The sequence below is a fragment of the Leptolyngbya sp. O-77 genome, from assembly GCF_001548395.1.
Classification (GTDB): domain Bacteria; phylum Cyanobacteriota; class Cyanobacteriia; order Elainellales; family Elainellaceae; genus Thermoleptolyngbya.
Genome location: NZ_AP017367.1, coordinates 3,599,030 through 3,623,591, shown reverse-complemented (window position 1 = coordinate 3,623,591; position 24,562 = coordinate 3,599,030). Strand labels below are relative to the sequence as shown.

Below are 24,562 nucleotides of genomic sequence, written 5' to 3'. Positions count from 1 at the left end.
TTTAATTGAGGTAAACATCATGAGTCAAGTTCAAGCAATTTCCGGTCGCGGCATTCCTCTAGTGGGCGACGACATCGACACCGATCGCATCATTCCAGCGCGGTTTCTCAAATGCGTTACGTTCGACGGGCTGGGAACCCATGCCTTTGAGGACGATCGCGCTCAGTTGCAGGGGCAGCACCCGTTTGACCAGCCACAATATCAGGGCGCAGAGGTGCTGGTGGTGAATCGCAACTTTGGCTGTGGCTCTTCGAGAGAACACGCACCCCAGGCGATCGCCAAGTGGGGCATCAAGGCGCTGGTGGGCGAGAGCTTTGCCGAGATCTTCTTTGGCAACTGCGTGGCGATGGGGATTCCCTGCGTCACGGCGACAGGCGACGACGTAAAGGCGCTGCAAGGGGCGATCGCCGCTCATCCCCAGGCAACGGTAACAGTCGATTTGAGCGCGATGACCGCCACCTGCGGCGACGTGTCAATTCCAGTGCTAATGGGTGAGGGGCCGCGTCAGATGTTTCTCTCTGGCAGTTGGGACGCAACGGGACAACTGGTGGCACAGACAGAGCAGATTAAAGCCACAGCAGCAAAGCTGCCCTACGTCGCTTGGAGCCATGCCTGAAGTCCTTGCTAGGTTAGGGGTGCAGACTTCTGAAGCCTCATCAGCAAAAAAATTTCCGAACCTTGCAAAACCCTCCGGATACTCCCCTCTAGCCTGAGAACAATGGAGTGGTAGATGCACCCTGATTCAACATTCCCCCAGGCTCACGCGATTGAGTTTCGGGGGAATTTCTTTTGGGAGGGTATCGACTGCTTATCGACTACTTATAAAAAATGGGCATCGCGTTAAAAAAATGGGCATCGCGCCAGTCCTGACGCGCTTGCAAAGAATGCCTGCATTTTAGAAAACTTGTTGAGGCACAACTCGCGAGAACCCACTCATTGCGTGAATCCTGAGAGTTAAAAAACTGGACAGCTTTTGCAGAGTGAGCGAGAACCCCACTTAAATTTCATGTAAATTTCATGCCGTTCAAACGATTTTCAGCCCAAACTGCTCCTGACCCGAACGGCACTCCAACTAGCACCAGAAGTTGCGTCATCTGTCCTCAATACAACAAATCCCAATCCCTGAACCCCTGCGCCAAAGCTATGGATCAGATGAGGAATCTGCAATGTTGCGAATATCTTGCAGCAACAGATCGAGGTGAGACTCGGCAGGAAGCTCATCTGTGGGTGGATTCGGCTGCTTTTTAGGTTTGGCAGGCGTTTCTTCAGATTGTGCTGCCTGAACAATCTCCTGAACCAGTAAATCTAAGTAGGAGTCCATGAGCGTTCTCTCTTATCTATATGTCAGCGTACCCTTGTCCACAGGATCTGACCTCCTTATTTTGACTGAACCTGATCGGGTGAATTTATTCACGGGCTGCCAATCTTGAACCTCATGAATTTGCGCTGGAAACTGGTAAACCAGTGTTGCCGATAGTCAATATCAGGAGTTTAAGACTGGGAGGGGGCTGATTGATGTCGCCGATAGAGCAAAATGCTGGCGACAATCAGAGAAACAGCACTCAGCAAATGTACCGTGTTGAACGGTGTGCCTGGAAAGAACCATGAGTCGGTTCGCAAGAACTCGATGAAAAAGCGCCCTAATGGATACCAAATGAGATAGACCAACAGCAAATCGCCTGGACGAAGCTGGCGTGCAAACCGACGGGAAATCCATAGCAACAGGACAAAACCGGCCAGGTTCCACAGCGACTCGTAGAGAAAGAGTGGGTGAAATCGTGTGCTTTCAGGATACAGGATTATATCGTCATACGGGGGAATGCGACGGTTTTTCGTGGGATCGGTGCTGTAGTCGATGGCGAGGCCCCACGGCAGATTGGTGGGCGGCCCGTATAGCTCCTGGTTAATGAAATTGCCCCAACGACCGATCGCCTGGGCCAGTGGTAACCCCAGCGCGATCGCATCTAAGAAAACCAGTGTGGGCAGTTTGCGAACGCGGGTGTAGAGCCAGAGGGCGATCGCCCCAAAGATAAACCCGCCAAAAATATGGATGCCGCCTTCCCACACGCGAAAGATGGACAGCGGGTCTGAAAGGTAGTCTCCCAAGCGATCGCGCGGCGATTGGACAAAGACGTAGTAGAGCCTCGCCCCCAGAAACCCCGGCACCAGCACCCAAATCAGCATGTCCCAAAAGTCGTCGGAGGAATGCCCCCGTCGCTCTACTTCGCGACTGGCAACGGTTGCCCCTACAATCACGGCGATCGCCATCAGCAGCCCATACCAGCGCAGCGCAAACGGGCCAAATTCAAAAATAACGGGGTCAACAGGGGGATGCATAACCAAAACGTCTATTGCGCTCGCTTTATCAGGTGTTCGCTTTATCAGGTGTTCGCTGGATCTGTGTTCACTGGATTCTGATTTCGCTCGGTCAGGGCAGCGCGAAATCAGCCTCAAATTTTAGGTGGCAGGTTTTTAGGCGGCAGGTTTGAACCGGACATTTTGCCCTCCACTCTGCCCTTTGCAACTTGGCTCACTCGCTCTTCACTATATCAAGCCCCCAGGACGGTTGGGTGTTGGGGGCTTGTGCTGCGATCGCAGGCGCAAGGGCGCTGGGTTGTCCCCATTGCAAACGCTGTTGGCAAAGAAGCGGACATAAAGCAATGGGCGCAGACGGGACAAATAAGCCTTTCCCAACTGCACCCTGTTCAGCCCTATCCAGCCCAATTCACCCGTCCTATCCGCGCTCCAGCGGACGAACCCCCGCCAACTGCTCTGGGATACCTAAAATTGGGCAGTGTGTGTTGGCTCTGAGCTTGTTGACCAGTGGATGAGCTTTGGTGCTACAGCCCAGCACCATCAGATCCGCGCCCACTTCTTCGGCAACTTGATGGAGTTCAGCATCCGTCGCGCCAAACCGGAGGTGTGCCTCCAGAGCGCCGCGCCATTCTTCGGCCAGACAGCGAGCCTGCCAGAGGATACAGTCGGCCTGTTCCAGCAGATTTTGTGCTGGTGGTTCGGCGGGGGTGATGTGGCAATCGGTCAGGCAAGCTGGGTTGGCGTGGTAGTGGATGTGCGTACTGAGCGGGACAAACGATTCTGCCGGAGTCAGTCGAGGCAAGGTCAGGGTGTTGCCCACGCGCTCGGTCTGTCGTTCTAGCGTTGCTGTTTGGCGCGATCGCGCTCTTTGCGATTTCTGAGAGGGTTGGGGCGATCGCCCATTAAGCAGCCGATCGACCACGTATACCACATGCACCATGACCTGCTTCTGCGTTGCCAGTCGGGTTTGGTGAGCAATCCACAGCGTTAAATCCAGTGCCACCTGGCTATTGGGCGATCCGTTGTAGCCAATGACCAGATTCACCGTCTCATCTGACTGGGTTTCTGCGGCATCCAGCGCCGTTTTGCCAGATGCCAGCAGCATTTGCTCCACCAGCTTAGGCTGCCCCAGGGCATTTTGCAGACGCATCAGCATTGACTTAATCTTCACGATACTCACCTCGTCAGAAACAATAAACCGACAGAACTTAAAAACAAAGCCTTAAAGAAAGCCAAACCCGCTAAAACTGGAAATCAGGCAGGGATTGGACGACTCGATCACTAAAGGCACTAAAGGAGACAGCGCAGAAAATGCAGTCGGCATCTGCTCAGCCAGCACTCTTGGTGCAGCGCCCTTTTGGAGAAACCCCTTCCACAAGCGGCACTCTGATTTCATCGTCAAAACTCCCAAAACAGAATTTTGAAGATGCGACTCCCTAACGCTGCCAGAACAAGACTGCTGACCCTGATGGCGATCGCCCATTAGAACATCGATCGCTACAGATCGATCGCTACAGATTCAGATCGCCATCACTAAACCAGAGGTAAATCCTCTGCACAAGCGGCAGACTCCTCGGCCAAATGGCCTAAAAGCATGAATCCTTCCCAGAACTGGGAAAAAGGCTCGGCGCAGACTCGCCCCATTTCTGTGAAGCAATCTGCCCTAGTCAACTTGCCTGAAATGACTCCATCTAAACCAGAGAATCCTGAGAAGAAAATCTCCAGAAGAGACGTTTCCAATTACCAACTTCTATATCTGCCTATAACCACCTGTAGCCTCCTCAGAAAAACGCCACATGCAACGATCCAGCAGGCAGAGTGTGCCAGCTGGAGGCTCTATCAGTTCTGAGGACACTGAATAACTTTACTTCAGTCTCCTCCCAAAGCCGACGGAGTTAGCTGACGGGCTAGGGCTGAGAGGTGCCCCTCATTGAGTACGGTAGAGCCAATGTCATAAAATCTGGACAAAGCCAGCTTCACTATACGCGGCAGCTCAAAAAGCTGCCTTCTACCGCACGAAAGATACGCCCCAAAGGATGGTTCCTCCGCTTCTGGTGTGCTGCACAAAGGGGCGATCGCGCACATCGCGCACTGCTAAACATGAATGCTGCCCGGATAGAGTAATGTCCCCAGAGGCAGCCCCTGATCGAGACAAGGAACTCGAAGGGCTAGCTTAGCAAATCACCACAGTTGCCAGACCTCGAATTAGGCTGATGCATCTAGAGCTGTTCAAGCATACCCTAACAATGATGGTCAGGAATCGTCAACAAAACAAAAAATATCGTTAAGTTCTAAAAAAGATCAGCCTCACCCATCAGTGCCTAGAGGGAGGCGGGCGAGGCTGGAGACGCAGTTAGGAGGTATCTTGTCCATAAGATTACTCGCAGATTTCCAAATTGTGCTGCCTTTTAAGATGTTCTTAAGTTTGTAGTGCCAATTTGGCGAAAATCCTTCAATTTTCGTTTCAAAGAATACATATTCGCGGTCTGCATGTGCTGGCAGGTGAGGATCTGGCACCCTCAGCTTTTCAATCATGACCATAAAATGCCAGGTTTTTGAATCTATGATCTGGCTGCATCTAGCTGCGATTTGCTTGCAGAGAGCCAAACATTTCAACAGGCATTTTAGTAGAGAATGGCTTGGAACTTGCTCTATAACTCGCTTTACAAAAAGCGGAACCGACTTAATTTGAACCTCAAGCAAAAATGACTAAGTATTTAAACTTAAAGACAATCAATTGTAAGTATTAGCAAAAATCTATCCTTGCGCTGAGGATGCTGCCTGCTATTGCCATTGCAATTACAACTCACCCACAAGTGTTGAATCTTAAGATTTTGGCGGGTAGTGCCAAGTTGTGCGTTGGTGCTGGTGATACCGAATTGGTCTGACTATTGACCCCATTCTCATTAACAGAAGCTCAAACTCGCCAAAAATCTCCAGGTTTGTAAAGTTGTGTATCGAGATTCAACACTTCTGCAACTCACCGATTACAACTCACTGATTAGGTAGATGGACGTATAGAGCAACGACAGGACAGCGTATAGGGCCACGCACCAAATGTAAACCGCTACCAAGGAGAAAACTTTGGCAGCGGCTTGTGTACTTAGAATCGTCTGAAGGACCTCTTCGCATTGCTAGAGAGCGCTGCGAAACCCAAAGGTGGCTTAGGCGGAGGGGCTGATCTTGGCGATCGCCTGGGAAGGCGGCATCACCACTTTCTTGGCTAGCCCTGTCGCGCGAAGCACCTGGATTGCCCACCAAGTCATGTCGATTTCCCACCAGCGCAGACCTGCCTTGGCCATGTTGGGATAGGTGTGGTGGTTGTTGTGCCAGCCTTCGCCATAGGCAAAAAGGGCGGCCCACCAGAGATTACGAGAGTTGTCGTCGGAGTCAAAGTTGCGATAGCCGAACATATGGGTGGCAGAGTTGATAAACCAAGTGCTGTGCCACACCAAAACCGTCCTGACAAAGATGCCGTATAGCACAAACTGCCAGCCGCCGAGGGCATACAGCATGGCTGCCAAAGGAATTTGCAAGAACAGGAAGTAGCGATCGAGGAACTGGTAGTAGGGATCACGCGCCATGTCGGGGGCGAAGCGGCGGTAGGCTTCTTTGTTAAAGAATTCTTCGCGGGGGAAAATCATCCACAGCAAGTGGCTCCACCAAAAGCCCAGACTGGCGGCGTAGGGGTCTTTTTCTTCCTCTTCGGTGTGGGCGTGGTGCAGGCGGTGGCTAGCAACCCAGAAGATGGGGCCGCCTTCTACCGCCAGAGCGCCGATCGTGCCGAAGATGTATTCCAGCCACTTGGGAACCTGAAAGCTGCGGTGCGTCAGCAGGCGATGGTAGCCTAGACAAATGCCGATGCTGGCAGTGAGCCAGTGTAAAAACAACAAGACACCCAGGGCTGCCCAGGAAAAGTGAAAAGGGGCGGTGAGCGCAAGAATGTGGTACACCCCCAAAGAAAAAAGACGTGTCCCCAACTCATTGGGGGTAGCTTGATACCCTTAAGAGTGGGGCTAAATGAAATCAATGACATAAATCATCCTTAGTGATGAGGCTTGCAGGCCTACTGGGCGATCGCAATATTTAGCTAATAAACAGGTTCCAGAAGAAAAAAGTCGGTCAAGCAGGAGATTAAAAGATGTCCTGAACAAGAGATACCGATGGCTTTTTAACTTGCTCGCTGGGGTGCATCCTGCCTTTTTGGTAAAGATGTCGCTACAGTAGGGGTAATGCAAGTGCTACTTACACCCTGAGCTTAGCAGTAGTCAACCTTTCTGTGCAAGTTTCACTTGCATTTGTCTATGTCGGATCGACGCACCTCTACTCGCCAACGCCTGATTCAGGTTGCTGTGGATTTATTCATGACCCAGGGCGTTGCAGAAACCACGACGCGGCAAATTGCTGAGCAGGCCGGTGTCAATGAAGTGACGCTGTTTCGTCACTTCGGTAATAAAACATGGGGCTGCTGCTGGGCGGTGATGCAAGACAAAGAGGCCCTGAGCCGTTTGGGAATGGCCTTAGGCCAACAATCGACCCAAATGGGCAGCGCCTCGCAAGCCATCAAAGATTATGCCAATGTTCACCTACAGGCGCTAGAACAAATTCAGGAATTTGTGCGATCGCTCATTGGTGAAGCAGGGCACTATCCTGATGAAAACCGACGCGCACTTGGACGGGGGTTGCTCCAGGCCAATCGCTACACGGCACAATACCTGGCGACGATTATGGAGCATGAGCAGCTACAAACTTGCTTGCCAACCGAAAAATTGGCTAGTCTGCTCAATAGTATGCTGCTGGGCTATGCAGTCCTGGAATTTACCAGTGAATTTAATAATTTATGGCCGAGTCGAGAGAGTTTTATTGAGGCGCTGGTGGAACTGTTTATGTACGGGGCGATCGCCCAACCGCCCACCGCATCCACACCCCCGACCGCGCCGCCACCAGCCACGCTGCCCAATGCTCCCACAAAGCGCCCGTCCTCAGTCAATCTGACCCATCCCAGTGAAAAACCATAGCTTCAAATCGCGGGGTGAAGGAAATGGGATCATTTGTCGTAAAAAACCGCGTGATGGAGCGTCAAACGCCCCTTATCTCTCAGCACCCGCACCTCTAGGCGATCGCCCCTCATCTGGCAGCACCCGCACCTCTAGGCGATCGCCCTTCATCTCCCAACACCCACACCTCTGGGCGATCGCCCTCATCTCTCAGCACCCGCACCTTTGGGCGATCGCCCCCAACACCTTTTGGGAACTCGAACGGGCGACCCAAATCTAGCACTGCTTAACGCTTGCAGCTTACCCGAACGCTGTTGGGGCGTGTTGCAATGACCGAAACCTCGAAGAACCCAGCCTCTAAAAGTGGGGGGCGTTGGCGTAAGTCCTGCGGAGCAGCCATCGCCTACCCATCGACAAGCTGACAGAACCAGAGCGCTGAGGGCTAACGCTCCCAATCACCCGCCGCAAATAACCTTTAACTCTAACCAATAGGCTCTCGACGGTCGGGTGCATTGGGGTTGTTATGCCGACGTTAATTCTGCTGTCATAACATTCTCCTCAGGGGTTTATTAATTGGTGAAGAGAGGCTTCTAATGAAACAAGATCTTCTTGAATTGTTTGCCAGACAATGGACAGATTCACCTGAAAATACTCGTGAATCACAACATTTCGCATCCCGCGCACATCGTCCCAGGGAATCTCAGGATGTAAAGCCTCCAACTCTGGTGGAATACCACGAATCGCTTCACCAATAATTGCAAGGTTATATAGAACTGCCCTGATTGTCTTTCGATCGCCTTGAAACTCATCGAACGTGATGTTGTCTGTGAACTCTCGAATCTCTGCGATCGCGGCTAGTACATCTCTCACTATTTTGCCAATCTCTAGAAGGCACGAATCGCCTCCCGGAAAACAGGTTCCCGTAGATAAGGTTTGAGGGAGTCGGGCGTACCCAGATCAACCGAACTCTCTAAAATCTCCTCCAAGTATCGTTTCAACCGTACAAAGGTGAACAACCCAACCGGGCGATCGAACTCTACAAGCAAATCGACATCGCTGTCTGTTCGTGCTTCATCCCTTGCCACTGAACCAAACAGAATCAGAGACTTGACGCCAAAATCCTTCAGCGTGTTTTGGTGCTTTGCCAGTAGTGTAAGGACTTCCTGTTTTCGCACTATCTAACCTGCAATGAAGAGAAAAACCTATCGAGAATTGTAGCCCACCAGTCACCTCCTAATTACGTATCAATCAAAGATTCACAGTTGCTTGGGCATCGCGTCCCACAGATAGCCTGCCGCTTGCGCTCCCACCGATAACTAAGGCAGCACAACGGTGTAGCTTAACGGCGGTCAGTGGCTCTCGGTTTCAGCCAGGATCTCTGCTCCGTCCGTTGCAGCGAGGTGTTAGCCTTCGCGATCGCCCTTCATCTCCCAGCACCCGTACCGTTGGGCGATCGCCCTCATCTCCCAGTACCGACATATTTGGGCAATCGCCCCCCGACACCTTTCGGAACCTCGAACTACTGACCCAAATCTACCGCGACTTAAAGTTTGCAACTTACTCGACAGTGTTTGAGAGTGTTCGATTTGACCCAGATCTCGAAGAACCGAGCCTCTGCAAGTGGGGGGCGAATCGCCCACTCACCCGTAAGCTAACTGAACCAGAGCGCTGAGGGCTAACGGTGAAGTTGTGCGGCGGCAGATAGCCTGGGACTCCCATTGATAGCCTCTGTACCGTCCGAACCAACGTAGTGTTAGATGGCTGGCAGCTTCAATTATTTGCGACTTTTCCAGTATCCAGGCTCACGGCTACAATGCATAACCGCCAAAATCAAAATGTAATCTTGCTCAATTGTATAGAGAACGCCATAGGGGAACTTACGTGCCATGCACCGCCGAACCAGAAGTGTTGAAAAATAGATTAAGCGACGAAAAAAAGGGACAGAATGCAGTATTCTGTCCCCTAGTAAACAAAAAATGATGCCTGATGATAGCCTCATTTCCGAAGCTTGTCAAATCGATCTTGATGCAGCTTTGTCCGCATGACTATCCCGTTTTGAACTCGCGCTTGTTCTTTGAAATCTGGTTGACCTTTGTGTTGGACAAGGGCTTAACCAGCATGAGAGACTTATTTTACCGCCTAAATCGTACAGGTGTTGAGGTCGATATATCCACCTTTTCTAAAGCTTGCAAAACTCGAACGGATGGGCACTTTTGTCGAATCTATGCACAGTTGATTGAGCAAGTAAAGCGCAAACAGCCGACCGCGGCTCAGATACTTTTTCCGATTGATTCAACCATCGTTACACTTACCAGCAAGCTATTTTGGCTGCAAGGATATCACCAAGTTAAATTACTGAATGGAATCAACTTAGAGCAAGGATATTCGAGTGAATGCTTGATTCATTTTGGGCAAGGACATGATGCAAAGTTTGCCGATTCGATTAGCACGATGATTCCCGAAAACGGCATCGGCATCATGGATAGAGGCTTCGCAAGCTGGGAATTTCTCGACCAAATGAGTCTCACTCAAACAAAGTTTGTGATGCGAATCAAGAACAATATGAAGACTGAACTTGACCACGACCGTTACCGCGTGGTTTGGTTCTGTGATTTGGAGAGTCGGAGCGAGTTTCGTCTGGCAACTAATGTCAATGAGATGAGCGACGAAGAAATCAGTGATACCTATCGGCATCGTTGGCAAATTGAGGTGTTATGGAAGTTTCTCAAGATGCACTTAAAGCTCGATCGTCTCATCACCAAGAATGTGAATGGGGTGAGTATTCAGATTTATATGGTGCTCATCACGTATTTAATCTTATTGTTAATCGAAATTCCAGCATTCTATGGCAGTGAATTGCTCGACAAGTTTCGGTATTTACAACTGGAACTGAGCCGTCGCTGCTCAATGGTTCATTGGAGCTACGATCTGCTGCCCGAAACACTCGTATGACTCTTGTAAGCTAAAATGTAAAGTTTTCTATCTGGATTCAACACTTCTGGTTTGTTTGGTTTGCGGGTGAGGTATTTTAAATTTTTTTTGAACTACCTCAAAATACCTCACCTTCTTTAGGATTGTCTAGACTTGGTTTGAAACGCTTAATGACTACCGATAAGGAGAGAGTGACTGTCTATCTGCCTGCTGAACTAAAAGCCCGCCTGGAAGAGATTTCCAAGCGGGATAGGCGATCGCTCACTGCGACGATCGAGGTGCTATTGATTGAAGCACTCACAGCGAGAGGCGAATCTTTCTGAGAGGGAGCGTGAAAAAACGCCCAGAATTGAGAAATATCGGCTCGATGAACGGGACTAACTGGGAAAGCCCGTTCAGAAAAACCTAGAAAAAGCCTGAGAACGCTTCCAGTGCCTCTTCTTCTAGCACGGGGCCGATGACTTCGACCGGGCGCTTACCGTGTTTTAGCACCTCTTCGGCGCTGAGCGGCAGTTGGTAGGGCGACTCGCCCTGAGTTTTGTAGAGGCGATCGCTGCTGAGGGCATACATCAGCCGCCCCACGCCGCTCCAAAACACGGCTCCGGCGCACATGGGGCAGGGTTCGGTGCTGGCGTAGAGGGTACATTGCTCCAGCGCCTCCAGGCTGAGGCTTTTGTCCATTTGCCGCAGCAGGTTGGTTTCGGCGTGCCCAGTGCAGTCGTGGTCGGTGATTTGGGTGTTTTCGGCTTCTGCCAGGATTTGCCCCGACGGATTCGCCAGCACCGCGCCAAAGGGTCGGTTGCCTGACTCGCGGGCGCTATGAGACAGGGCGATCGCCCGCCGCAACATGACTAGATCCTGTTCACTTATATTCTGCATTTCGGTCACTCCTCGGTCACACCGCAATCGATACGTCCCTCATCATCTCACCCCACGACTTCACCCTTGTGCTGGTGTCTGGCTTTGTCCTGTGGCTGGTTTGGGAAAGCCGTTGGGAATCTCGAAGCGATCGCCCGTGCGGCAATATTCACAGCCTGCCATCCGGCCGATCGCGCCCAGTTTGTCAGAATCAATCCGGTTGCGATCGCCCAGCACCTCGTCTCGCACAAACAGATGCACCACCTGCCCAATCACCACATGAAACTGACCCACTGGGACAATTCGCAGCGTGCGGCATCCAAACGCCACGGGCGACTCCGCCACGCGAGGCGGCCTCACGACCTTGCTGGGCGCAGGCGACAGGTTCACATAGTCAAACTCCGACTCGCCGTAGGGCAGCGGCTCGGCACATTCCGCCACCTGATGCGCGTAGGATTCGATCGCTAGGTTGATGACGTATTCTCCGGTACCGCCTTCGTTGGGCGGGCGCACGTTCCGCAGCGTGTCTTTTTCGCTGCCGTCGGGCTTCAGGCTGACACTAAACATCAGCGCCAGGGGAATATGCCCCACTGCATTGAAATAGGAAAACGGGGCAAGATTGGCCACGCCCTGGGGCGATAGGCTGGAGACGAAGGCGATCGGACGGGGCACCACGCTGCCGATCAGCAGCTTGTAGCGCAGCGACGGTTCCAGCAACTCTGGATCAATTTCCATAGAGGGTTAGTTTAGAAATTACAGGGGATGGCATGAATTCTGACATGATTCGCGAATGCATCCTGAAACAAGTGCAACAGCGCGGGCCCGACAAGAGCATTTGCCCGTCAGAAGTGGCGCGATCGCTCGGTGGCGAAACCTGGCGATCGCTGATGCCGCTGGTGCGCGAGGTCGGGGCAGACCTGGCGAAATCTGGGGCGATCGTCGTCACGCAGAAGGGCATCCCCGTTGACCCCCAGACTGCCAAAGGACCAATTCGGTTTCAGCAGGCCAGAACTTGGGGCAATTAAGGAAATCTCGTAAACTCTACTCCCCTTTACGCCGTCACTCTCTCCTCAAGTCCCCACCTCTTCCACCGGGCGAAACCGCAGCGCCAACCAGGTCTCGTCAATGGCAACCTGGGCAACCCCTTTTAGTCCTGCCTGGGTCACTGCGTCCCAGCCCATGTCGGGGGTGATGTCGGTTTTCACGCCGGAGCTTTTTTTGGGATAGGCAAACCAGAGCAGCCCGCCAGGTTTTAGCGCTTGCTGGGCGATCGCCAAATGCTCTTTCAGGTCTGCTTTGCTGCTGACAAACAGTTGCACAAAATCTGCACAAAATCTGCACAAAATCGTAGGTGGCACTGGGCTGAGTGTGCAGCGTTGCGCCCTCTGGCAATGGCTCTAATTGCGTAGCATAGTCGGCTGGCGCATTCAGCAACAGCAGGCGAGCGCTGGGTTTGATGCCAAGTTTTTGGGCAAGGGTGCGGGTCATCTCGCCGTTCCTCCTGTGATCTCTATCACGCGATCGCCCCAGTTTGGTCACGTTTGGCGACCGGATGGGTCACTTTATCTTACGGGTAGAATCACGCGATCGCCCCCCGCTCTATCACTTCCCAAACCCGAGAAATCCCCGATATTTAAGACATCCTGAATCGCTTTACGTTCCTGAAAACGTCACTTTTCCTTAGAGCCTCTCACTAACCATGTTTCCGTCTATGAGCCTGCTTCCCGGTGCGATCGCTGAACTCTTTGCCCAAGCCAGTGTAACGGGCGTGTTGACGCTGGCAGATCGCTACGGTCTTCTCGCCGCAATTCTAGAAGATTCATTGAGCGAAGAGGAACGCCACGCCATCAACCGGGTTCTTCGCGCGGTGTGCCGCGGCCATGTCCAGATTGTGGATGAATTGTCTGTGATACTTTAGGGCTGGATATTCACGCCCAACTCACAAATACATGTTCGATCATCTCTCGCTGGGCGTTGCAGACCTGGCTCGCAGCCTTGCCTTCTACGATGCCATCCTTGCCCCACTAAGTGTTACGCGCTGCTTTGCCCTTCCCCACATTGCGGCCTACGGCCCTGGTTCGCGCCCGATGTTTTGGATTGCCCACAAAGCAGAATTTCCCAACCCGATTCAGCCTGCGCCTGGTTTTCATCTCGCGTTCCAGGCCGAGAGTCGTCAGGCCGTAGATGAGTTCTACAAAGCGGCGATCGCCCACGGGGCCACCGACGACGGCCCGCCCGGCCTCCGCCCCCACTATCACCCCAACTACTACGCCGCCTTTGTGCGAGATCCCGATGGGTATCGCATTGAGGCAGTTTGCCATCAGCCTGCTTGAACGTGCGTTTGACCGCAGAACTCAGAAACGACCCCAGTCTAAAAGCGCAATCGCTGCCGGAAGTTGTGGACAGACTCTACCAGCCCAATGGCAACGAAATTGGTGATCAGGGCCGATCGCCCATAACTTAGCCAGGGCAACGGAATCCCGGTGATCGGGGCCAGTCCGATTGTCATACCAATATTGACCAACACCTGAAACACAATCATCGACAGCACGCCGATCGCCAGCAGCGACCCAAAGTTATCTTTGGCGTTTTGCGCGATGATGACTAGCCGGAAGCAAATCAGCCAAAAGCAAATTAGCACTGCCACACAGCCAACAAAGCCCAATTCTTCGCCAATCGCAGAAAAAATAAAATCGGTGTGCTGCTCAGGAATGAAATTCAACTGCGTCTGAGTGCCCTGATTCAGCCCCCGACCAAACAGCCCCCCAGCGCCGATGGCAATGCGCGACTGAATCAGGTGATAGCCGCCGTTGAGGGGGGTCTTTTATCAGGATCGAGGAACAGCGTCAGGCGATCGCGCTGATATTGCTTCAGCATTCCCCAAAGAATTTTGCCCATGCCGCCGGCCACCAAGTTGATGGTTGCTGCGCCAATTGCCCCCGGCAGCGGCCAAGGCAGGGTGCGCCATCCCAAAAAAATCATCAGCGCCGTCCAGGCTAACCAGGCCGGCAAATAGACGCTAAACAAAATAGCCGACACCAGCGGCGACAGCAGCAGCAGCAGCCAGCCGGGATTGGCGTTCGCCCAGTACAGCATCCCCAGGGTAATCGCGCCAAACACCAGACCCGTGCCTAGGTCGGGTTGCAGCATGATGAGCAGCCAGGGTAGGGCGGTAATGGCGATCGCCTGGAGCATGGCCGGAATCGTCGAAGCCGTCCGCTCGTGCAAAATCGCCGCCAGGGAAATAATCACGCCGACCTTGGCAAATTCTGACGGCTGCACGTTGAAGTTGCCAATCGTTACCCAACTCTGGGCCCCATTTGCCGTTGTGCCAATCAGAATCACAATCACCAGCGACACGTTGGTAATGGCATAAATCAGCCAGTGCCAGTTCACCAGGTTATCGTAGCGCCAGCGGGCGATCGCCAGCGCCAGCACCAGCCCCACCCCGCCTGTAATCCAATGCTGAATCCAGTCCGTCAGTTGCAGCGTTAGCTCTGCACTCCGGATCGCCAGCCCCCCCAACACAGTCAGCGCCACCGTCAGCAGCAGCAGCATCCAATCCACGTCCTGCCAGGGATAAACCAGCGACTTCCAGCGGAGACGGCTGATGAAGGACTTTTGTAGCATAGGCCTTAGAAGAGATTGAGAAACCGCGCAAAATCCGAAACCTTGCAACCCCGATAGTAACCGATCGGGCGCTCGATCCAGTCAGGGAAGCCTCGGTTGGAACCATCCCAAAGCTGGTCAACCTGAGTAAACCAGTCTCTCACGGTTCGCTGCAAGTTCCCTGCCGCCTATCTCGTGGCTCTGTGGCTCTCTAGCTTCACTCGTTTTCCTTGCCGTAGGCCTGCCACGACAGATCCACCAGCCCGCTGACAATTGCCGCTGCAACCACCGCATTGCCCTTGCGCCCTTCAATGCGGATATGGGGGACAAGAGAATCTTTTAGCCGCTCCACCGCTGACTCCATGCCGATGAATCCGGCTGGCGTGCCAATCACCAGCGCAGGCTTAATTTCTTCTTTTTCAATCAGATCGACTAATCCAGAGAGGGCGGTTTGGGCTTGCCCAACGACAAAGATGCCCTCTGGGTAGCGCCGAGCCAGCGTCTCGATGCCCCAGGCCACGCGGGTTTTCTCGCGCTGGGGGCGGGTCAGCGCGTCCATGCTGCAATAAACTGGATTGGCAAATGTCGCCTGAATAATGGGCACAATGCCGACCTGCACCATTGGCACATCTACAATAATCGTGCTGCGGGCTGCGAGGGCTGCGGCTCCTGCTTGCAGCGCCTGCTCCGAAAAGCGGAGCAGATCCCGATACTCAAAGTCGGCCGTTGCATAAATAACTCGCCGCACAATTTCATATTCCGCAGGCGAAAAGGCGTGATTGCCTATTTCTCGATCAATGATTCTCAGGCTTTGAGCATCGGTAATATGCCACTCCATGCGCCCGGTTCCTCAGGGTGCTAACTGACATTCAATAGTGGCACATTTCCATCCCGCCGTTGCCCTGCACTTCGCAGAACTTGTGGGAAAAAGCCACCTTCACGAAGCCGCCTCGCCATTTCAGGGAGATTTCCAGGAGATAAAGAAGGAAGGTTCTGACCAGGTCGGTTCGCGTCGGGAAGGCTCATTCCGCCGCCCGCAGAAGTGCCCCCATCCGACCGAACCTTAAGTTTCAGACGGTGTGGAGCCGTTGAACATGGGCGACAAAAACGCCACCAGAGCGCCCATTGCAAAGCCTGCCACGTTCCTCAGCAGGGGCAGCCAGTCGGCAGTGCGGGTAATCACTGGGGCAATGCCAAACGCGATGAACAAAATGCCCCAGAGCGGCGAGAAGATTAGCGCCCACTGCCATGCAATCACCTGACCGGGCTTTCGCGGATGGGCCGCAAAACCGCAAACTATGCCCCCCAGCACAGAGGTAATTAACGTCAAAATCCACTGTTCGCGGGGCAGACCAGGAACCACATTACAGCCGCCCTGGCGCAAGCAGGTTTCAATCGACTGGAGCGCCTGGATGATCGAACTATCTTCACCGTTGTCGCGGACGAAGAACTGGTTTCCATAGCGGGTTTGTAGCTCGATCCAGAAGGTACGGGGGAGAAGATCGTACAGCGCGTCGCCGACGCTGAAGTTGAGCAGGTTGCCGCCGCGCGGGTCAGCGACGAGCATAACGCTCTTGTCGTCGAGTCCCCAAAAGTCTTTGACGGCGCGACCAGGGGTGCGATCGAACTGGGTGAGGACACGCAGTTTCCAGCCCGTTTCGGCTTCAAAATCTTGCAAATGCTGATCCAGCTGGTCTTGCTGGGTGTCGGTGAGGGCGTTTGCCAGGTCGATGATGTTGGTCGGCCGATCGGGCAGCAGGTCTGGGTTGTCGTAGGCATAGGCGGCCGGGGCGATCGCCCAACTCGAAACCACCAGCAGCGTTACGAACAAACCAAGACTCAACCGTGAAAACAATGACCGCAGCATGGGCAAACTTATCAGCTTCATCAGCGTGTAGAGATGACTAGAATCCTAACCTGGGGCAAAGCTTAAGCGATAGCCGCAATTGTTTACGATTCTTTACTTTAGTCTAAATATAGCAGGAGTGAGGACTGAACGTTCGCTCAACCCCACGGACAGGCTTCCTGATTGTCGTCAGCTTTTCGTGAAGCGCTGCATTCCGCAGGTGTAAACAAGTGGCGTAAACAAGTAGTAGACACGGAAACAGCCGCGCCAACGGTCGAGAAGTGGCGCGGACGATTGCGGGAATCGTAAGCAAGCACAAGGCAGTGGGTGAACGCCTGTCAACGAGCGCTGCGGCGTTTATGAGAGGGATGAGAGGGGGGCTTTAGGGTCAATTTTCCAGCGGTGGGGGGTCTTCTTCCCAAAGATCCTGTTCAAAACCGTCGCGGGCTTCGCCTTCCAGAGGTCGAGTGGACGTGGGCGATCGCCGACTCAGCAATGGCGCTGCTGCATCGGGTCTAGCAGGCTCAGACGCAGGGGCATCCTCCCAACGGTTCGGCTCGTTATACTGCTCCGAGCTATAGACCTTGGGCGCATAGCTATCGGGATCGTGGGCGCTGTCAAAGTCGGTCTCTGGGCTGTGGGTCTCTGGGCTGTGGGTCTCTGGGCAGTGGGCAGCATACTTCTCAGTGTGCTTCTCAGCCCCATAGGCGCGAAGCGGGCCGTCCGAATCCTCCCAATCGTCTTGGGCATCGTATCGCTTCGGCGATGCGTGGGGGTATCGATCGGGGCGATCGCCCTCCCAGTCCGGCGGCACGGCGCGGCGGCTGTGGCTTGGTCTGTCTGGCGGCGCAGGCTTCAACAGGGTTTGCCAGGCCGCATGAAACCCGACTACTAGGCTGCGCGTCACGCGCTGGGCTTTTTTTGCCTGCTGCTGCACCCCCAAAAGGCTCTGATCGACCTGCTTGACCATGCGACCCGCACTCTGCACGCCTTCGCTCACGTCATCGGTCAGATCAGTTAGCTCCAGCCCCGTCCGGCGAATCGCGTCCAGCGTAGGCGGCAGATCTCGGTTGAGCGTGTCAAATAGTTTTTCGGCACTGCGGGCGGCCCGCGACAGTTCTCGAACCGCAGGCAGGAGCGCCACTAGCACAGCCGTCAGCGAGACGGCCACCAGGAGCAGCGACAATGCCAGCCAAAACAGGGGATCAGACACGGCAGACTTGTATTAACCTCTGCTCACGTCAAGCTAGAATCGCGGGCCGGGGGACGCAGGTCAGGGGCAGGGCGAGTCTCTTGTTGCGCGGTAGCCTGGCGATCGCGCTGGCTGGCCTCAATGCCGACGGCGATCGCCTCCTTCAGGCGAGACAGCGTGCCATCCCAGTTTTTCAGCGCCGACCCCGACAGGCGGTCGGCCTGAATTTGCACGCTGCTGGAAATATCTTCGGCAATTTCGGGCAGCGCATCGGCGGATTTTTTCAGCAGGCGGCGCGTCTCGCGCCCGGTGCGCGGAGCCAGCAGCAGCCCCGTCACTGCGCCAATTGCCACCCCCACAATTGCCCCTGCCAAGAAGGTTCCTGCCGAACCCGACCGATTGTCTGCCATGTCCCTCTCCTCCTGCCTGTTCTCCTAAAAATCTGCTAAAGCCCTGCCTTGCCCCAAGCTTTATCGTTTCTAGCTTGAGAGGTTCAGTTCGCTACTCTACTCTAAGATCTGACCTCAAGATCTGACCTCGCAATCCAGAGTTGTATCCAACCCAAACGCGCAACAGGTAACGCCCATCAATCCCTGGATTTGCTGTGCCCGCGATAGGCTTGGAGTTGTCGCGCTTGTTTAGGCGTTGCCTTTGCTTTAGCGCGTCTCCGGAACCCAACCCCCCTGCCGCCAAACCAGAGGGATTGCGCTAAGCTGACCAGGGCGATCGCCTGTCGCAGCCGCTGCACCTGGGGACCAACCCGCCGCAGTTGCAGCCGCAGTTGCTCAATAGTGGTCTGCCCCTGGGCGATCGCCACAGGTGCGCCTTGCAACGTCCGAGAGGTTTGGCGCTCGGCATGGGTCAGCGTATCGGCTACCTGTCGCAGCCCCTGCCCCAGTTGCCACACCCACCAAGCTGCATACAACCCAAACAGAGCCAGGCTAAAATTAAGCACCACCACCGCCATCAGCATGGTTTTGGGTTTTCCTCACTCACTGCGTCCACTTCATGAAGTTGCTCGTCATCAAGTCGCCTGTAAACCGCTCGTAAATCACCAGACGCTTGCTGAACCAGTGCTGAACTAGAAGTTCCCCCATTAGGCCTCCTTCCAACGCACCCGACCCCTAAATTCTAATCACAACTGGCCGGATTTAGGCTGAAATCACGCCCAAACTCGACCGTCCCTCGACTCCATCCTGAATCATGCCCCCCGCGCAAAGGGGGATTTTTGAAACATGGCCTCCTCTTCTTCCCTCCCAGTCCTCTATGTCAACCCTGCTACAGGTCGCGACGACGCTAGCGGCAGCCAGTCAGCCCCCTATCGCACCATCACGCGGGCGCTGCGACGGGCGACCTCAGGCACAGTGATCCAGCTTGCGGCAGGAACCTACAGCACCAAGACGGGCGAAACCTTTCCGCTGGTGATTGGTGCGGGGATTACCGTGGTAGGTGATCCGGCCTCGAAGGGCGATCGCCTGATTATCGAAGGCGGCGGCGACTACCTCAGCCCCACCTTTGCCCGACAGAACGTGACGCTGCGGCTGGAGGACAAGGCCGAACTGCGCGGCGTGACGGTGATCAATCCCCAGCCCCAGGGCACAGGCGTTTGGCTGGAAGGAGCGACTGGGGCCAACCCAGCCGCTCGCGTGGCGCAATGCACCTTCACCCGCTGCGGTCAGGGCATCGTGGCCACAGGCAGCGCCCTGCCGGAGGTTGCTGACTGCCTGTTTCAGCAAAACACCGTCAGCGGCATTTCCCTCAGCCGCAACGCCAAAGGCGAACTGTTGCAAAACCTCTGCCAGCAGACCGCAACAGGCATCACCCTCAGCGACAACACCGCGCCTCTGCTGGTGGGCAATCGGCTGGTGCAAAACCGGGTGGGCATTGTGATTTCGGGCAATGCCCGGCCAGTGCTGCGGAATAATGTCGTGGAGCGCAACGGCGAAGACGGTCTGGTGACCGTGGGCAACGCTGCACCCGATCTCGGCAAGCCCCAGGACCCCGGCGGCAACGTGTTTCAAAATAACGGCGCGGCCGATGTGCGAAATAGCACCAGCGCTGTTCTGGCATCCGTGGGCAACCAGATTAATCCAACCCGCGTCAACCTGGGCGCATTGCCATCGGCTAAAGGGTTGGAGTTCATTGCTAGTACGGTGGCAGAGCAGATTCGGCCTATCTCGCAGCCACAGCCGCAGCCACCGCCAGCGCCAACTCCCCCACTGCCGCCCGTCCCGATTCCCGAAACCGGACTGACCGACATATCGGAACATTGGGCAGAGGCGTTTATCGCGGCACTGGTAGAACGCAGCATTATTGGCGGTTTTCCCGACCGCACCTTCAAGCCCGATTTGCCGCTGACGCGGGCCCAGTTCGCCACGATTTTGACGCGCACCTTCGACCTGCCCGCCGTGCGATCGCCCTCCAGTTTTGTCGATGTTGCGCCAGACTTTTGGGCCACAGCGGCGATCGCCCGCGCTGTAGAAATGGGCTTTTTGGCAGGCTTTCCCGATGGCACCTTTCGCCCGAACGTCAACCTGACGCGGGTGCAGTCTATTTTGGCGCTGGTCAACGGGCTGGGGCTGACGGGCGGACATCCGGGGCATCTGGGCGTGTATCGCGATCGCGCCCAAATTCCCACCTACGCCACGATTCCCATTGCCACCGCTACCCAAAAGCGCTTGGTGGTGAACCATCCCCAGGTGGATCTGCTGCGCCCCATGAACGACATCACCCGCGCTGAGGTGTCGGCCATTCTGTACCAGGCACTCGTGATTACTGCCCAGGCTCGCGCCATTCCCTCGCCCTACATCGTGGTTCCCGATACGGTCGCTGTCGCCTTTTCAGACACCACCCGCCACTGGGCAGCAGACTTTATTCAGGGCCTGGTCAGCCAGGGCGCAGTCAGCGGGTTTTCCGACGGCACGTTTCGGCCAGAGTCCGGCATGAGCCGCGCCCAGTATGCCGCGCTTTTGGTCAATACCTTCAATCCACTGCCCCGGCGGCCCGCGCTGGAGTTTACCGATGTGCCCACGACGCACTGGGCCTATCGCGCCATTCAGCAAGCCTATCGCGGCAAGCTGCTGTCGGGTGTGGGCGAAAACCAGTTCCGCCCTGACCAGAACGTGCGGCGCATCGAGGTGCTGCTGTCGCTGGTGAATGGGCTGGGGCTGCCGCCCGGAAATCCGCTGCTGCTCAACCGCTATACCGACCGCGACACGCTGCCCACCTTTGCCCAGCCCGCTGTGGCCAGCGCCACAGGCCAGCGCCTCGTGGTCAACTATCCCGATCTCAATCGCCTGGAACCCTTGCGCGAAGCCACCCGCGCCGAAGTGACGGCGATGGTGTATCAGGCGCTGGTGCAGGCGGGGCGATCGCCCGCGATTTTCTCTCCCTACATCGTTGAGCCAGAGGTGGCGGCGCAGTCTGCAATGGCTCCAGCAGCCCCGTCGGTGGGGCAATCGTCTCCGCCAGGCAGCTATCCCGCCGGCCGACGGTCGGATCTGCCAATGGTGATCCTCGATCCGGGGCACGGCGGCGCTGATCCGGGTGTCGTTGTGGGCGAAGTCCAGGAAAAAGACCTGACGCTGGCGATCGCCCTGGACATGGCCAAACTGCTCCAAGACTATGGCGTGCGAACCCGCCTCACCCGCACGGACGATCGCACGGTGTCGCTGGGCGATCGCCTTGCGATTCTGCAACAAACCCAACCCTCGCCCAGCGCCCTGATCAGCCTGCACCTCAACGCCACCCGTCCGCCGCGCCCCGCCGTCAACGGGCTGGAAACCTACCACGCGCCCGACTCCGCCGAGAGCCGCCGCCTAGCCCAGGGCATCCACACCAATCTTGTGCAAACGCTGGAAATGGGCGATCGCGGCATTCGCACCGCCGCCTTTGCCCTGCTGCGTCAGCCGATTCCCGCTGTGCATCTGGAACTAGGATATCTAACTGGCGAAACGGACTTTACCAATCTGACCCATCCCGACTATCGTCAGCGGCTGGGAAAGGCGATCGCCCTGGCAGTCGTGCAGTTTGTAAAGCAAACCGTGGGGTAAAGGTGGTAGACAGGAGAGCCGAAGATGATGCGATGATAGGAGGGAAAAATAGTTGAGATGTCTTCCTGTCAACCCAATGCGTCCCTGCCTGCCTCCTGCGCCGCTCAAACCTGGCGATTTGCTGCGTGTGATTACTCCCAGTGGGGCCCTGCGAGAGATGGAGGCGTTTCATCTGGGCGTGGAAATTTGGCGATCGCACGGCTATCGAGTCGAGGTGCCGCCCCACATCGACAAGCGCTGGGGCTATCTGGCAGGAACCGATCTGGAGCGGCGCGAGCAGTTTGCCGATGCCTGGAATGACCCAAAGTGTCGCGGCATTCTCTGTGCGCGGGGCGGCTATGGCGGCACTCGCCTGCTGGAGGAATGGGACTGGGGCACAGCGGAACCCAAGTGGCTGATTGGCTTTTCGGACATTACTAGCCTGCTGTGGGGGCTGGCGCAGCAGGGCATCTCCGGCGTGCATGGGCCTGTGCTGACCACGCTGTGCGTCGAGCCAGACTGGTCGGTGGAACGGCTGATCCATTATGTAGAAGGCAAGCCCCTTGCCCCGCTGAAGGGCGATGGCTGGGGCGGCGGCATGGCCAAGGGGCTGCTGCTGCCTGCAAACCTGACCGTGGCGACGCATTTGCTGCATACGCCGCTCCAGCCTGATCTGAATGGCGTAATCCTGGCGCTGGAGGATGTGATGGAAGCGCCCTACCGCATCGACCGAATGCTGACCCAGTGGCGCATGAGCGGCTTGCTGTCGCAGGTGCGCGGCGTTGCGCTGGGCCGCTTTAGCCAGTGCGACGCGCCGCAGCACATCCCCAGCTTTTCGGTGGAGGGGGTGTTGAGCGATCGCCTCAGTGATTTGGGCATTCCGGTCGTGTCTGATCTGCCCTTTGGCCACGACGGCAGCAATGCAGCGCTGCCCGTTGGTGTACCCGTCTGGCTGGATGGCGATCGCGGCATCCTCAGCTTTGAAGGCGAATAAGCGATAATGGCGCAGGTTCAAATTCACCCCAGTTGCCGAATCTCTACCCTGACCCCCTTATGCCCACTCGTATCCTGCTGCAAACGACGCTGCTATCGGGCGGCGACGACTGGACGATTGACCGATTTTCCATGCTGGAAGCCTATCTCAAGTCGCTGACCGATGAGAACGGCAAGCCCTTGTGTGAAGTAACCGCCCGCGATCGCCAGCCCGATGCTAGCGGCGACGACCCCGTTCTCAGCCAGCTCAGCCGCACCGACTTTGACCAGCTCTGGCTGCTGGCGCTGGATACCGGCGATGGCCTCAGCCCCAATGATCAGGCCGGAATCTTGCGCTTCCATCAGCAAGGCGGTGGCATCTTTAGCACCCGCGACCACCAAGACATGGGGCTGTCGATGGTGGCGATTCCACCGCTGGGCGGTTTCCACTATTTTCATACGCAGAACCTCGACCCTGACGAGTCGCGCTGCTGCGAAGACGACTGTGAAACGAAGACGATCTCTTTTCCCAATTATCACTCTGGTCGCAATGGTGACTATCAGCACATCACGCCGCTAGAGCCGCTGCACGACCTGCTGCGCCGATCCGACGGCAGCGCGATCGCCCTGTTTCCTGCCCATCCCCACGAAGGCGGCGTTGGCGTACCCAACGGCGCAACTCATGCCCGCGTCATCGCTACCGGAACCAGCAAAATCACCGGTCGAGAGTTTAACCTGGTGGTTGCAGCAGAAGGCGTTGAGCAGGATGGACAACGCACCGGGCGCATCGTGGCCCAGTCCACGTTTCATCATCTGGCGGATTACAACTGGGATGTGGGCACAGGCTGCCCCAGCTTTGTGGCAGAACCACCGGGAACCGGGATGAAAGATAACCCCCAGGCGATCGCCGATATTCACTGCTATGTCAGCAACTTGGTGCGCTGGCTAGGAAATTAGGGGTGAATGACAGGGAGATTGGGGAATTGAAAGCTGGAAACCGTTCGCCCCCAATCCCCAATCCAAAACCCACAATCCAAAATCTAAAGCCCGGACTAGCCGATCTTTTCGTGGCGATAGAGTGTGTAGGAATCGAACAAAATACCCACCAGGCTAGACACGGACGCAATCACCAGCATTCCATGCAGCGGGTTGCCACTGCCAAAGACTCGCAAAAACTCGACCACTGGAGCAATGCCGGCCTGACTCATAACTTCCAGGCTGGGAATTTCTTGCAGCAACCGCAGCGGCACTAGCAAACAGCCCACCAGCACCACAGGCAGCAAAAAGCTGAAAATGGCTGTAATCAGGAGCGATCGCATCAGGTTAGGAAACATACGCATAACGTGTGACAAAACCAGGGAAACGAACGGTGGCAGAGTTTAGGACGCAAAGTGCGATAGGCAAGTGCAGCAAAATACAGGTGCAATGGATAAGCCCTATATTCGGTGCAATCGCTCACGATGCAGACTGAACCAGCGCAAGCTCGACCCCGTTTTGGCGATCGCCCCAGTCAGCCTGTTGCATCCAAGATAGGCGGAATCTGGGGCGACCCGCAGAATATGACAGAAATCTTAAATCGCTCTCAGAAAACGCAATCTGCGAGCGATCGCCCCAGAGAAATCACTGAGACAACCTGAAACCGATGAGTATTCGCGGCTTCTAGCACACTCCAACCCCAAAGCGCGGCCGAGAAACCGGGGTCGGGGCGATCGCCCGTCCTGCCCTTTCTGAATTCTGTAACGCTGAGTTAAGAAAGACACCCGGAATCAAGCCCCTGCTTTCTAGAGCAACCCGATTCAGTTTCTAGCGC

The 24,562-nt window shown here is 55.4% G+C and carries 29 protein-coding genes and 1 riboswitch; of the genes, 12 read left to right on the top strand and 17 right to left on the bottom strand.

Annotation, left to right across the window (positions count from 1 at the left end):
* Positions 1-19: 19 nt before the first annotated feature.
* Positions 20-616 (top strand): 3-isopropylmalate dehydratase small subunit, encoded by a 597-nt coding sequence (leuD, locus tag O77CONTIG1_RS15370; protein ID WP_197673204.1) that lies wholly within the window; start codon positions 20-22, stop codon positions 614-616.
* A 525-nt stretch (positions 617-1,141) separates the two neighbouring features.
* Here leuD and O77CONTIG1_RS15365 read toward each other — a convergent pair.
* The 4 genes from O77CONTIG1_RS15365 to O77CONTIG1_RS15350 form a co-directional block, all read right to left on the bottom strand.
* Entirely contained in the window at positions 1,142-1,321 is a 180-nt protein-coding gene (locus O77CONTIG1_RS15365; protein WP_068512157.1) for a hypothetical protein, read from the bottom strand.
* 170 nt (positions 1,322-1,491) lie between these two features.
* Positions 1,492-2,337, bottom strand: a complete 846-nt coding sequence (lgt, locus tag O77CONTIG1_RS15360) for a prolipoprotein diacylglyceryl transferase (RefSeq protein ID WP_068512152.1) — start codon at positions 2,335-2,337, stop codon at positions 1,492-1,494.
* Between the two features lie 397 nt (positions 2,338-2,734).
* Positions 2,735-3,487, bottom strand: a complete 753-nt coding sequence (locus O77CONTIG1_RS15355) for a universal stress protein (protein WP_225894593.1) — start codon at positions 3,485-3,487, stop codon at positions 2,735-2,737.
* A gap of 698 nt (positions 3,488-4,185) precedes the next feature.
* Positions 4,186-4,400, bottom strand: a riboswitch (cyclic di-AMP (ydaO/yuaA leader).
* Between the two features lie 1,080 nt (positions 4,401-5,480).
* Positions 5,481-6,269 carry an acyl-CoA desaturase gene (locus O77CONTIG1_RS15350; protein WP_225894592.1) on the bottom strand — a complete coding sequence of 263 codons (789 nt, stop codon included), beginning with the start codon at positions 6,267-6,269 and terminating at the stop codon, positions 5,481-5,483.
* 351 nt (positions 6,270-6,620) lie between these two features.
* Here O77CONTIG1_RS15350 and O77CONTIG1_RS15345 point away from each other — a divergent pair, with 351 nt between their 5' ends.
* Complete coding sequence (locus O77CONTIG1_RS15345; RefSeq protein ID WP_068512146.1) at positions 6,621-7,334, top strand: TetR/AcrR family transcriptional regulator; 714 nt, start codon at positions 6,621-6,623, stop codon at positions 7,332-7,334.
* Entirely contained in the window at positions 7,321-7,593 is a 273-nt protein-coding gene (locus O77CONTIG1_RS24670; protein WP_156435312.1) for a hypothetical protein, read from the top strand. Before O77CONTIG1_RS15345 ends, O77CONTIG1_RS24670 begins: the two co-directional genes overlap by 14 nt.
* Before the next feature lie 278 nt (positions 7,594-7,871).
* On the opposite strand, the gene O77CONTIG1_RS15340 is transcribed toward O77CONTIG1_RS24670, so the two are convergent.
* Both O77CONTIG1_RS15340 and O77CONTIG1_RS15335 read right to left on the bottom strand, forming a co-directional pair.
* A complete protein-coding gene (locus O77CONTIG1_RS15340) occupies positions 7,872-8,183 on the bottom strand; it encodes a DUF86 domain-containing protein (protein ID WP_084782717.1) in 312 nt (103 codons plus the stop codon).
* A gap of 14 nt (positions 8,184-8,197) precedes the next feature.
* A complete protein-coding gene (locus O77CONTIG1_RS15335) occupies positions 8,198-8,398 on the bottom strand; it encodes a nucleotidyltransferase family protein (RefSeq protein WP_286132706.1) in 201 nt (66 codons plus the stop codon).
* Between the two features lie 305 nt (positions 8,399-8,703).
* Here O77CONTIG1_RS15335 and O77CONTIG1_RS24665 point away from each other — a divergent pair, with 305 nt between their 5' ends.
* The 3 genes from O77CONTIG1_RS24665 to O77CONTIG1_RS23645 all read left to right on the top strand — a co-directional run bounded on the left by O77CONTIG1_RS24665 (position 8,704) and on the right by O77CONTIG1_RS23645 (position 10,567).
* Positions 8,704-8,985 (top strand): hypothetical protein, encoded by a 282-nt coding sequence (locus O77CONTIG1_RS24665; protein ID WP_156435310.1) that lies wholly within the window; start codon positions 8,704-8,706, stop codon positions 8,983-8,985.
* Positions 8,986-9,299: 314 nt separating this feature from the next.
* Positions 9,300-10,265, top strand: coding sequence for a transposase (locus tag O77CONTIG1_RS15330; protein ID WP_084782715.1), 966 nt, complete (start codon positions 9,300-9,302; stop codon positions 10,263-10,265).
* A 149-nt stretch (positions 10,266-10,414) separates the two neighbouring features.
* Positions 10,415-10,567 carry a ribbon-helix-helix domain-containing protein gene (locus O77CONTIG1_RS23645; protein WP_084782713.1) on the top strand — a complete coding sequence of 51 codons (153 nt, stop codon included), beginning with the start codon at positions 10,415-10,417 and terminating at the stop codon, positions 10,565-10,567.
* Between the two features lie 82 nt (positions 10,568-10,649).
* Here O77CONTIG1_RS23645 and O77CONTIG1_RS15325 read toward each other — a convergent pair whose 3' ends face one another.
* Both O77CONTIG1_RS15325 and O77CONTIG1_RS15320 read right to left on the bottom strand, forming a co-directional pair.
* The gene (locus O77CONTIG1_RS15325; RefSeq protein WP_068512133.1) at positions 10,650-11,123 is read right to left on the bottom strand and encodes a nucleoside deaminase; all 474 of its coding nucleotides are present in this window, start codon (positions 11,121-11,123) and stop codon (positions 10,650-10,652) included.
* 60 nt (positions 11,124-11,183) lie between these two features.
* Positions 11,184-11,837: a flavin reductase family protein gene (locus tag O77CONTIG1_RS15320; RefSeq protein WP_068512131.1), complete on the bottom strand. Its 654-nt coding sequence runs from the start codon at positions 11,835-11,837 to the stop codon at positions 11,184-11,186.
* 32 nt (positions 11,838-11,869) lie between these two features.
* Between O77CONTIG1_RS15320 and O77CONTIG1_RS15315 the strand changes: the two genes are divergently transcribed.
* Positions 11,870-12,127, top strand: a complete 258-nt coding sequence (locus tag O77CONTIG1_RS15315; RefSeq protein WP_068512128.1) for a DUF3253 domain-containing protein — start codon at positions 11,870-11,872, stop codon at positions 12,125-12,127.
* 45 nt (positions 12,128-12,172) lie between these two features.
* Here O77CONTIG1_RS15315 and O77CONTIG1_RS15310 read toward each other — a convergent pair whose 3' ends face one another.
* Complete coding sequence (locus tag O77CONTIG1_RS15310; RefSeq protein ID WP_172799706.1) at positions 12,173-12,421, bottom strand: DUF3052 family protein; 249 nt, start codon at positions 12,419-12,421, stop codon at positions 12,173-12,175.
* A 392-nt stretch (positions 12,422-12,813) separates the two neighbouring features.
* On the opposite strand from O77CONTIG1_RS15310, the gene O77CONTIG1_RS15305 reads away from it, so the two are divergent.
* A complete protein-coding gene (locus tag O77CONTIG1_RS15305) occupies positions 12,814-13,020 on the top strand; it encodes a hypothetical protein (protein ID WP_286132344.1) in 207 nt (68 codons plus the stop codon).
* 31 nt (positions 13,021-13,051) lie between these two features.
* Complete coding sequence (locus O77CONTIG1_RS15300; RefSeq protein ID WP_068512119.1) at positions 13,052-13,435, top strand: VOC family protein; 384 nt, start codon at positions 13,052-13,054, stop codon at positions 13,433-13,435.
* A gap of 38 nt (positions 13,436-13,473) precedes the next feature.
* On the opposite strand, the gene O77CONTIG1_RS28020 is transcribed toward O77CONTIG1_RS15300, so the two are convergent.
* The 7 genes from O77CONTIG1_RS28020 to O77CONTIG1_RS15270 all read right to left on the bottom strand — a co-directional run bounded on the left by O77CONTIG1_RS28020 (position 13,474) and on the right by O77CONTIG1_RS15270 (position 18,722).
* Positions 13,474-13,863, bottom strand: a complete 390-nt coding sequence (locus O77CONTIG1_RS28020) for an FtsW/RodA/SpoVE family cell cycle protein (RefSeq protein WP_317134265.1) — start codon at positions 13,861-13,863, stop codon at positions 13,474-13,476.
* Positions 13,864-13,895: 32 nt separating this feature from the next.
* Positions 13,896-14,732: an FtsW/RodA/SpoVE family cell cycle protein gene (locus O77CONTIG1_RS15295; protein ID WP_317134118.1), complete on the bottom strand. Its 837-nt coding sequence runs from the start codon at positions 14,730-14,732 to the stop codon at positions 13,896-13,898.
* A 196-nt stretch (positions 14,733-14,928) separates the two neighbouring features.
* Positions 14,929-15,549, bottom strand: coding sequence for a precorrin-8X methylmutase (locus O77CONTIG1_RS15290; protein WP_068512116.1), 621 nt, complete (start codon positions 15,547-15,549; stop codon positions 14,929-14,931).
* A 225-nt stretch (positions 15,550-15,774) separates the two neighbouring features.
* Positions 15,775-16,554 (bottom strand): TPM domain-containing protein, encoded by a 780-nt coding sequence (locus O77CONTIG1_RS15285; protein WP_317134117.1) that lies wholly within the window; start codon positions 16,552-16,554, stop codon positions 15,775-15,777.
* 391 nt (positions 16,555-16,945) lie between these two features.
* Complete coding sequence (locus O77CONTIG1_RS28015; RefSeq protein ID WP_197673203.1) at positions 16,946-17,770, bottom strand: hypothetical protein; 825 nt, start codon at positions 17,768-17,770, stop codon at positions 16,946-16,948.
* Between the two features lie 23 nt (positions 17,771-17,793).
* Entirely contained in the window at positions 17,794-18,159 is a 366-nt protein-coding gene (locus O77CONTIG1_RS15275; RefSeq protein WP_068512110.1) for a YtxH domain-containing protein, read from the bottom strand.
* Between the two features lie 176 nt (positions 18,160-18,335).
* Entirely contained in the window at positions 18,336-18,722 is a 387-nt protein-coding gene (locus O77CONTIG1_RS15270; RefSeq protein WP_068512107.1) for a hypothetical protein, read from the bottom strand.
* A 262-nt stretch (positions 18,723-18,984) separates the two neighbouring features.
* On the opposite strand from O77CONTIG1_RS15270, the gene O77CONTIG1_RS15265 reads away from it, so the two are divergent.
* From O77CONTIG1_RS15265 to O77CONTIG1_RS15255, 3 genes are all read left to right on the top strand, one after another.
* Positions 18,985-21,801, top strand: a complete 2,817-nt coding sequence (locus O77CONTIG1_RS15265) for an S-layer homology domain-containing protein (protein ID WP_084782712.1) — start codon at positions 18,985-18,987, stop codon at positions 21,799-21,801.
* A 76-nt stretch (positions 21,802-21,877) separates the two neighbouring features.
* Entirely contained in the window at positions 21,878-22,774 is an 897-nt protein-coding gene (locus O77CONTIG1_RS15260; protein ID WP_068512105.1) for an LD-carboxypeptidase, read from the top strand.
* Positions 22,775-22,833: 59 nt separating this feature from the next.
* The gene (locus O77CONTIG1_RS15255; RefSeq protein WP_068512102.1) at positions 22,834-23,709 is read left to right on the top strand and encodes a hypothetical protein; all 876 of its coding nucleotides are present in this window, start codon (positions 22,834-22,836) and stop codon (positions 23,707-23,709) included.
* A 95-nt stretch (positions 23,710-23,804) separates the two neighbouring features.
* On the opposite strand, the gene O77CONTIG1_RS15250 is transcribed toward O77CONTIG1_RS15255, so the two are convergent.
* Positions 23,805-24,092: a hypothetical protein gene (locus O77CONTIG1_RS15250; RefSeq protein ID WP_156435308.1), complete on the bottom strand. Its 288-nt coding sequence runs from the start codon at positions 24,090-24,092 to the stop codon at positions 23,805-23,807.
* Positions 24,093-24,562 lie beyond the last annotated feature (470 nt).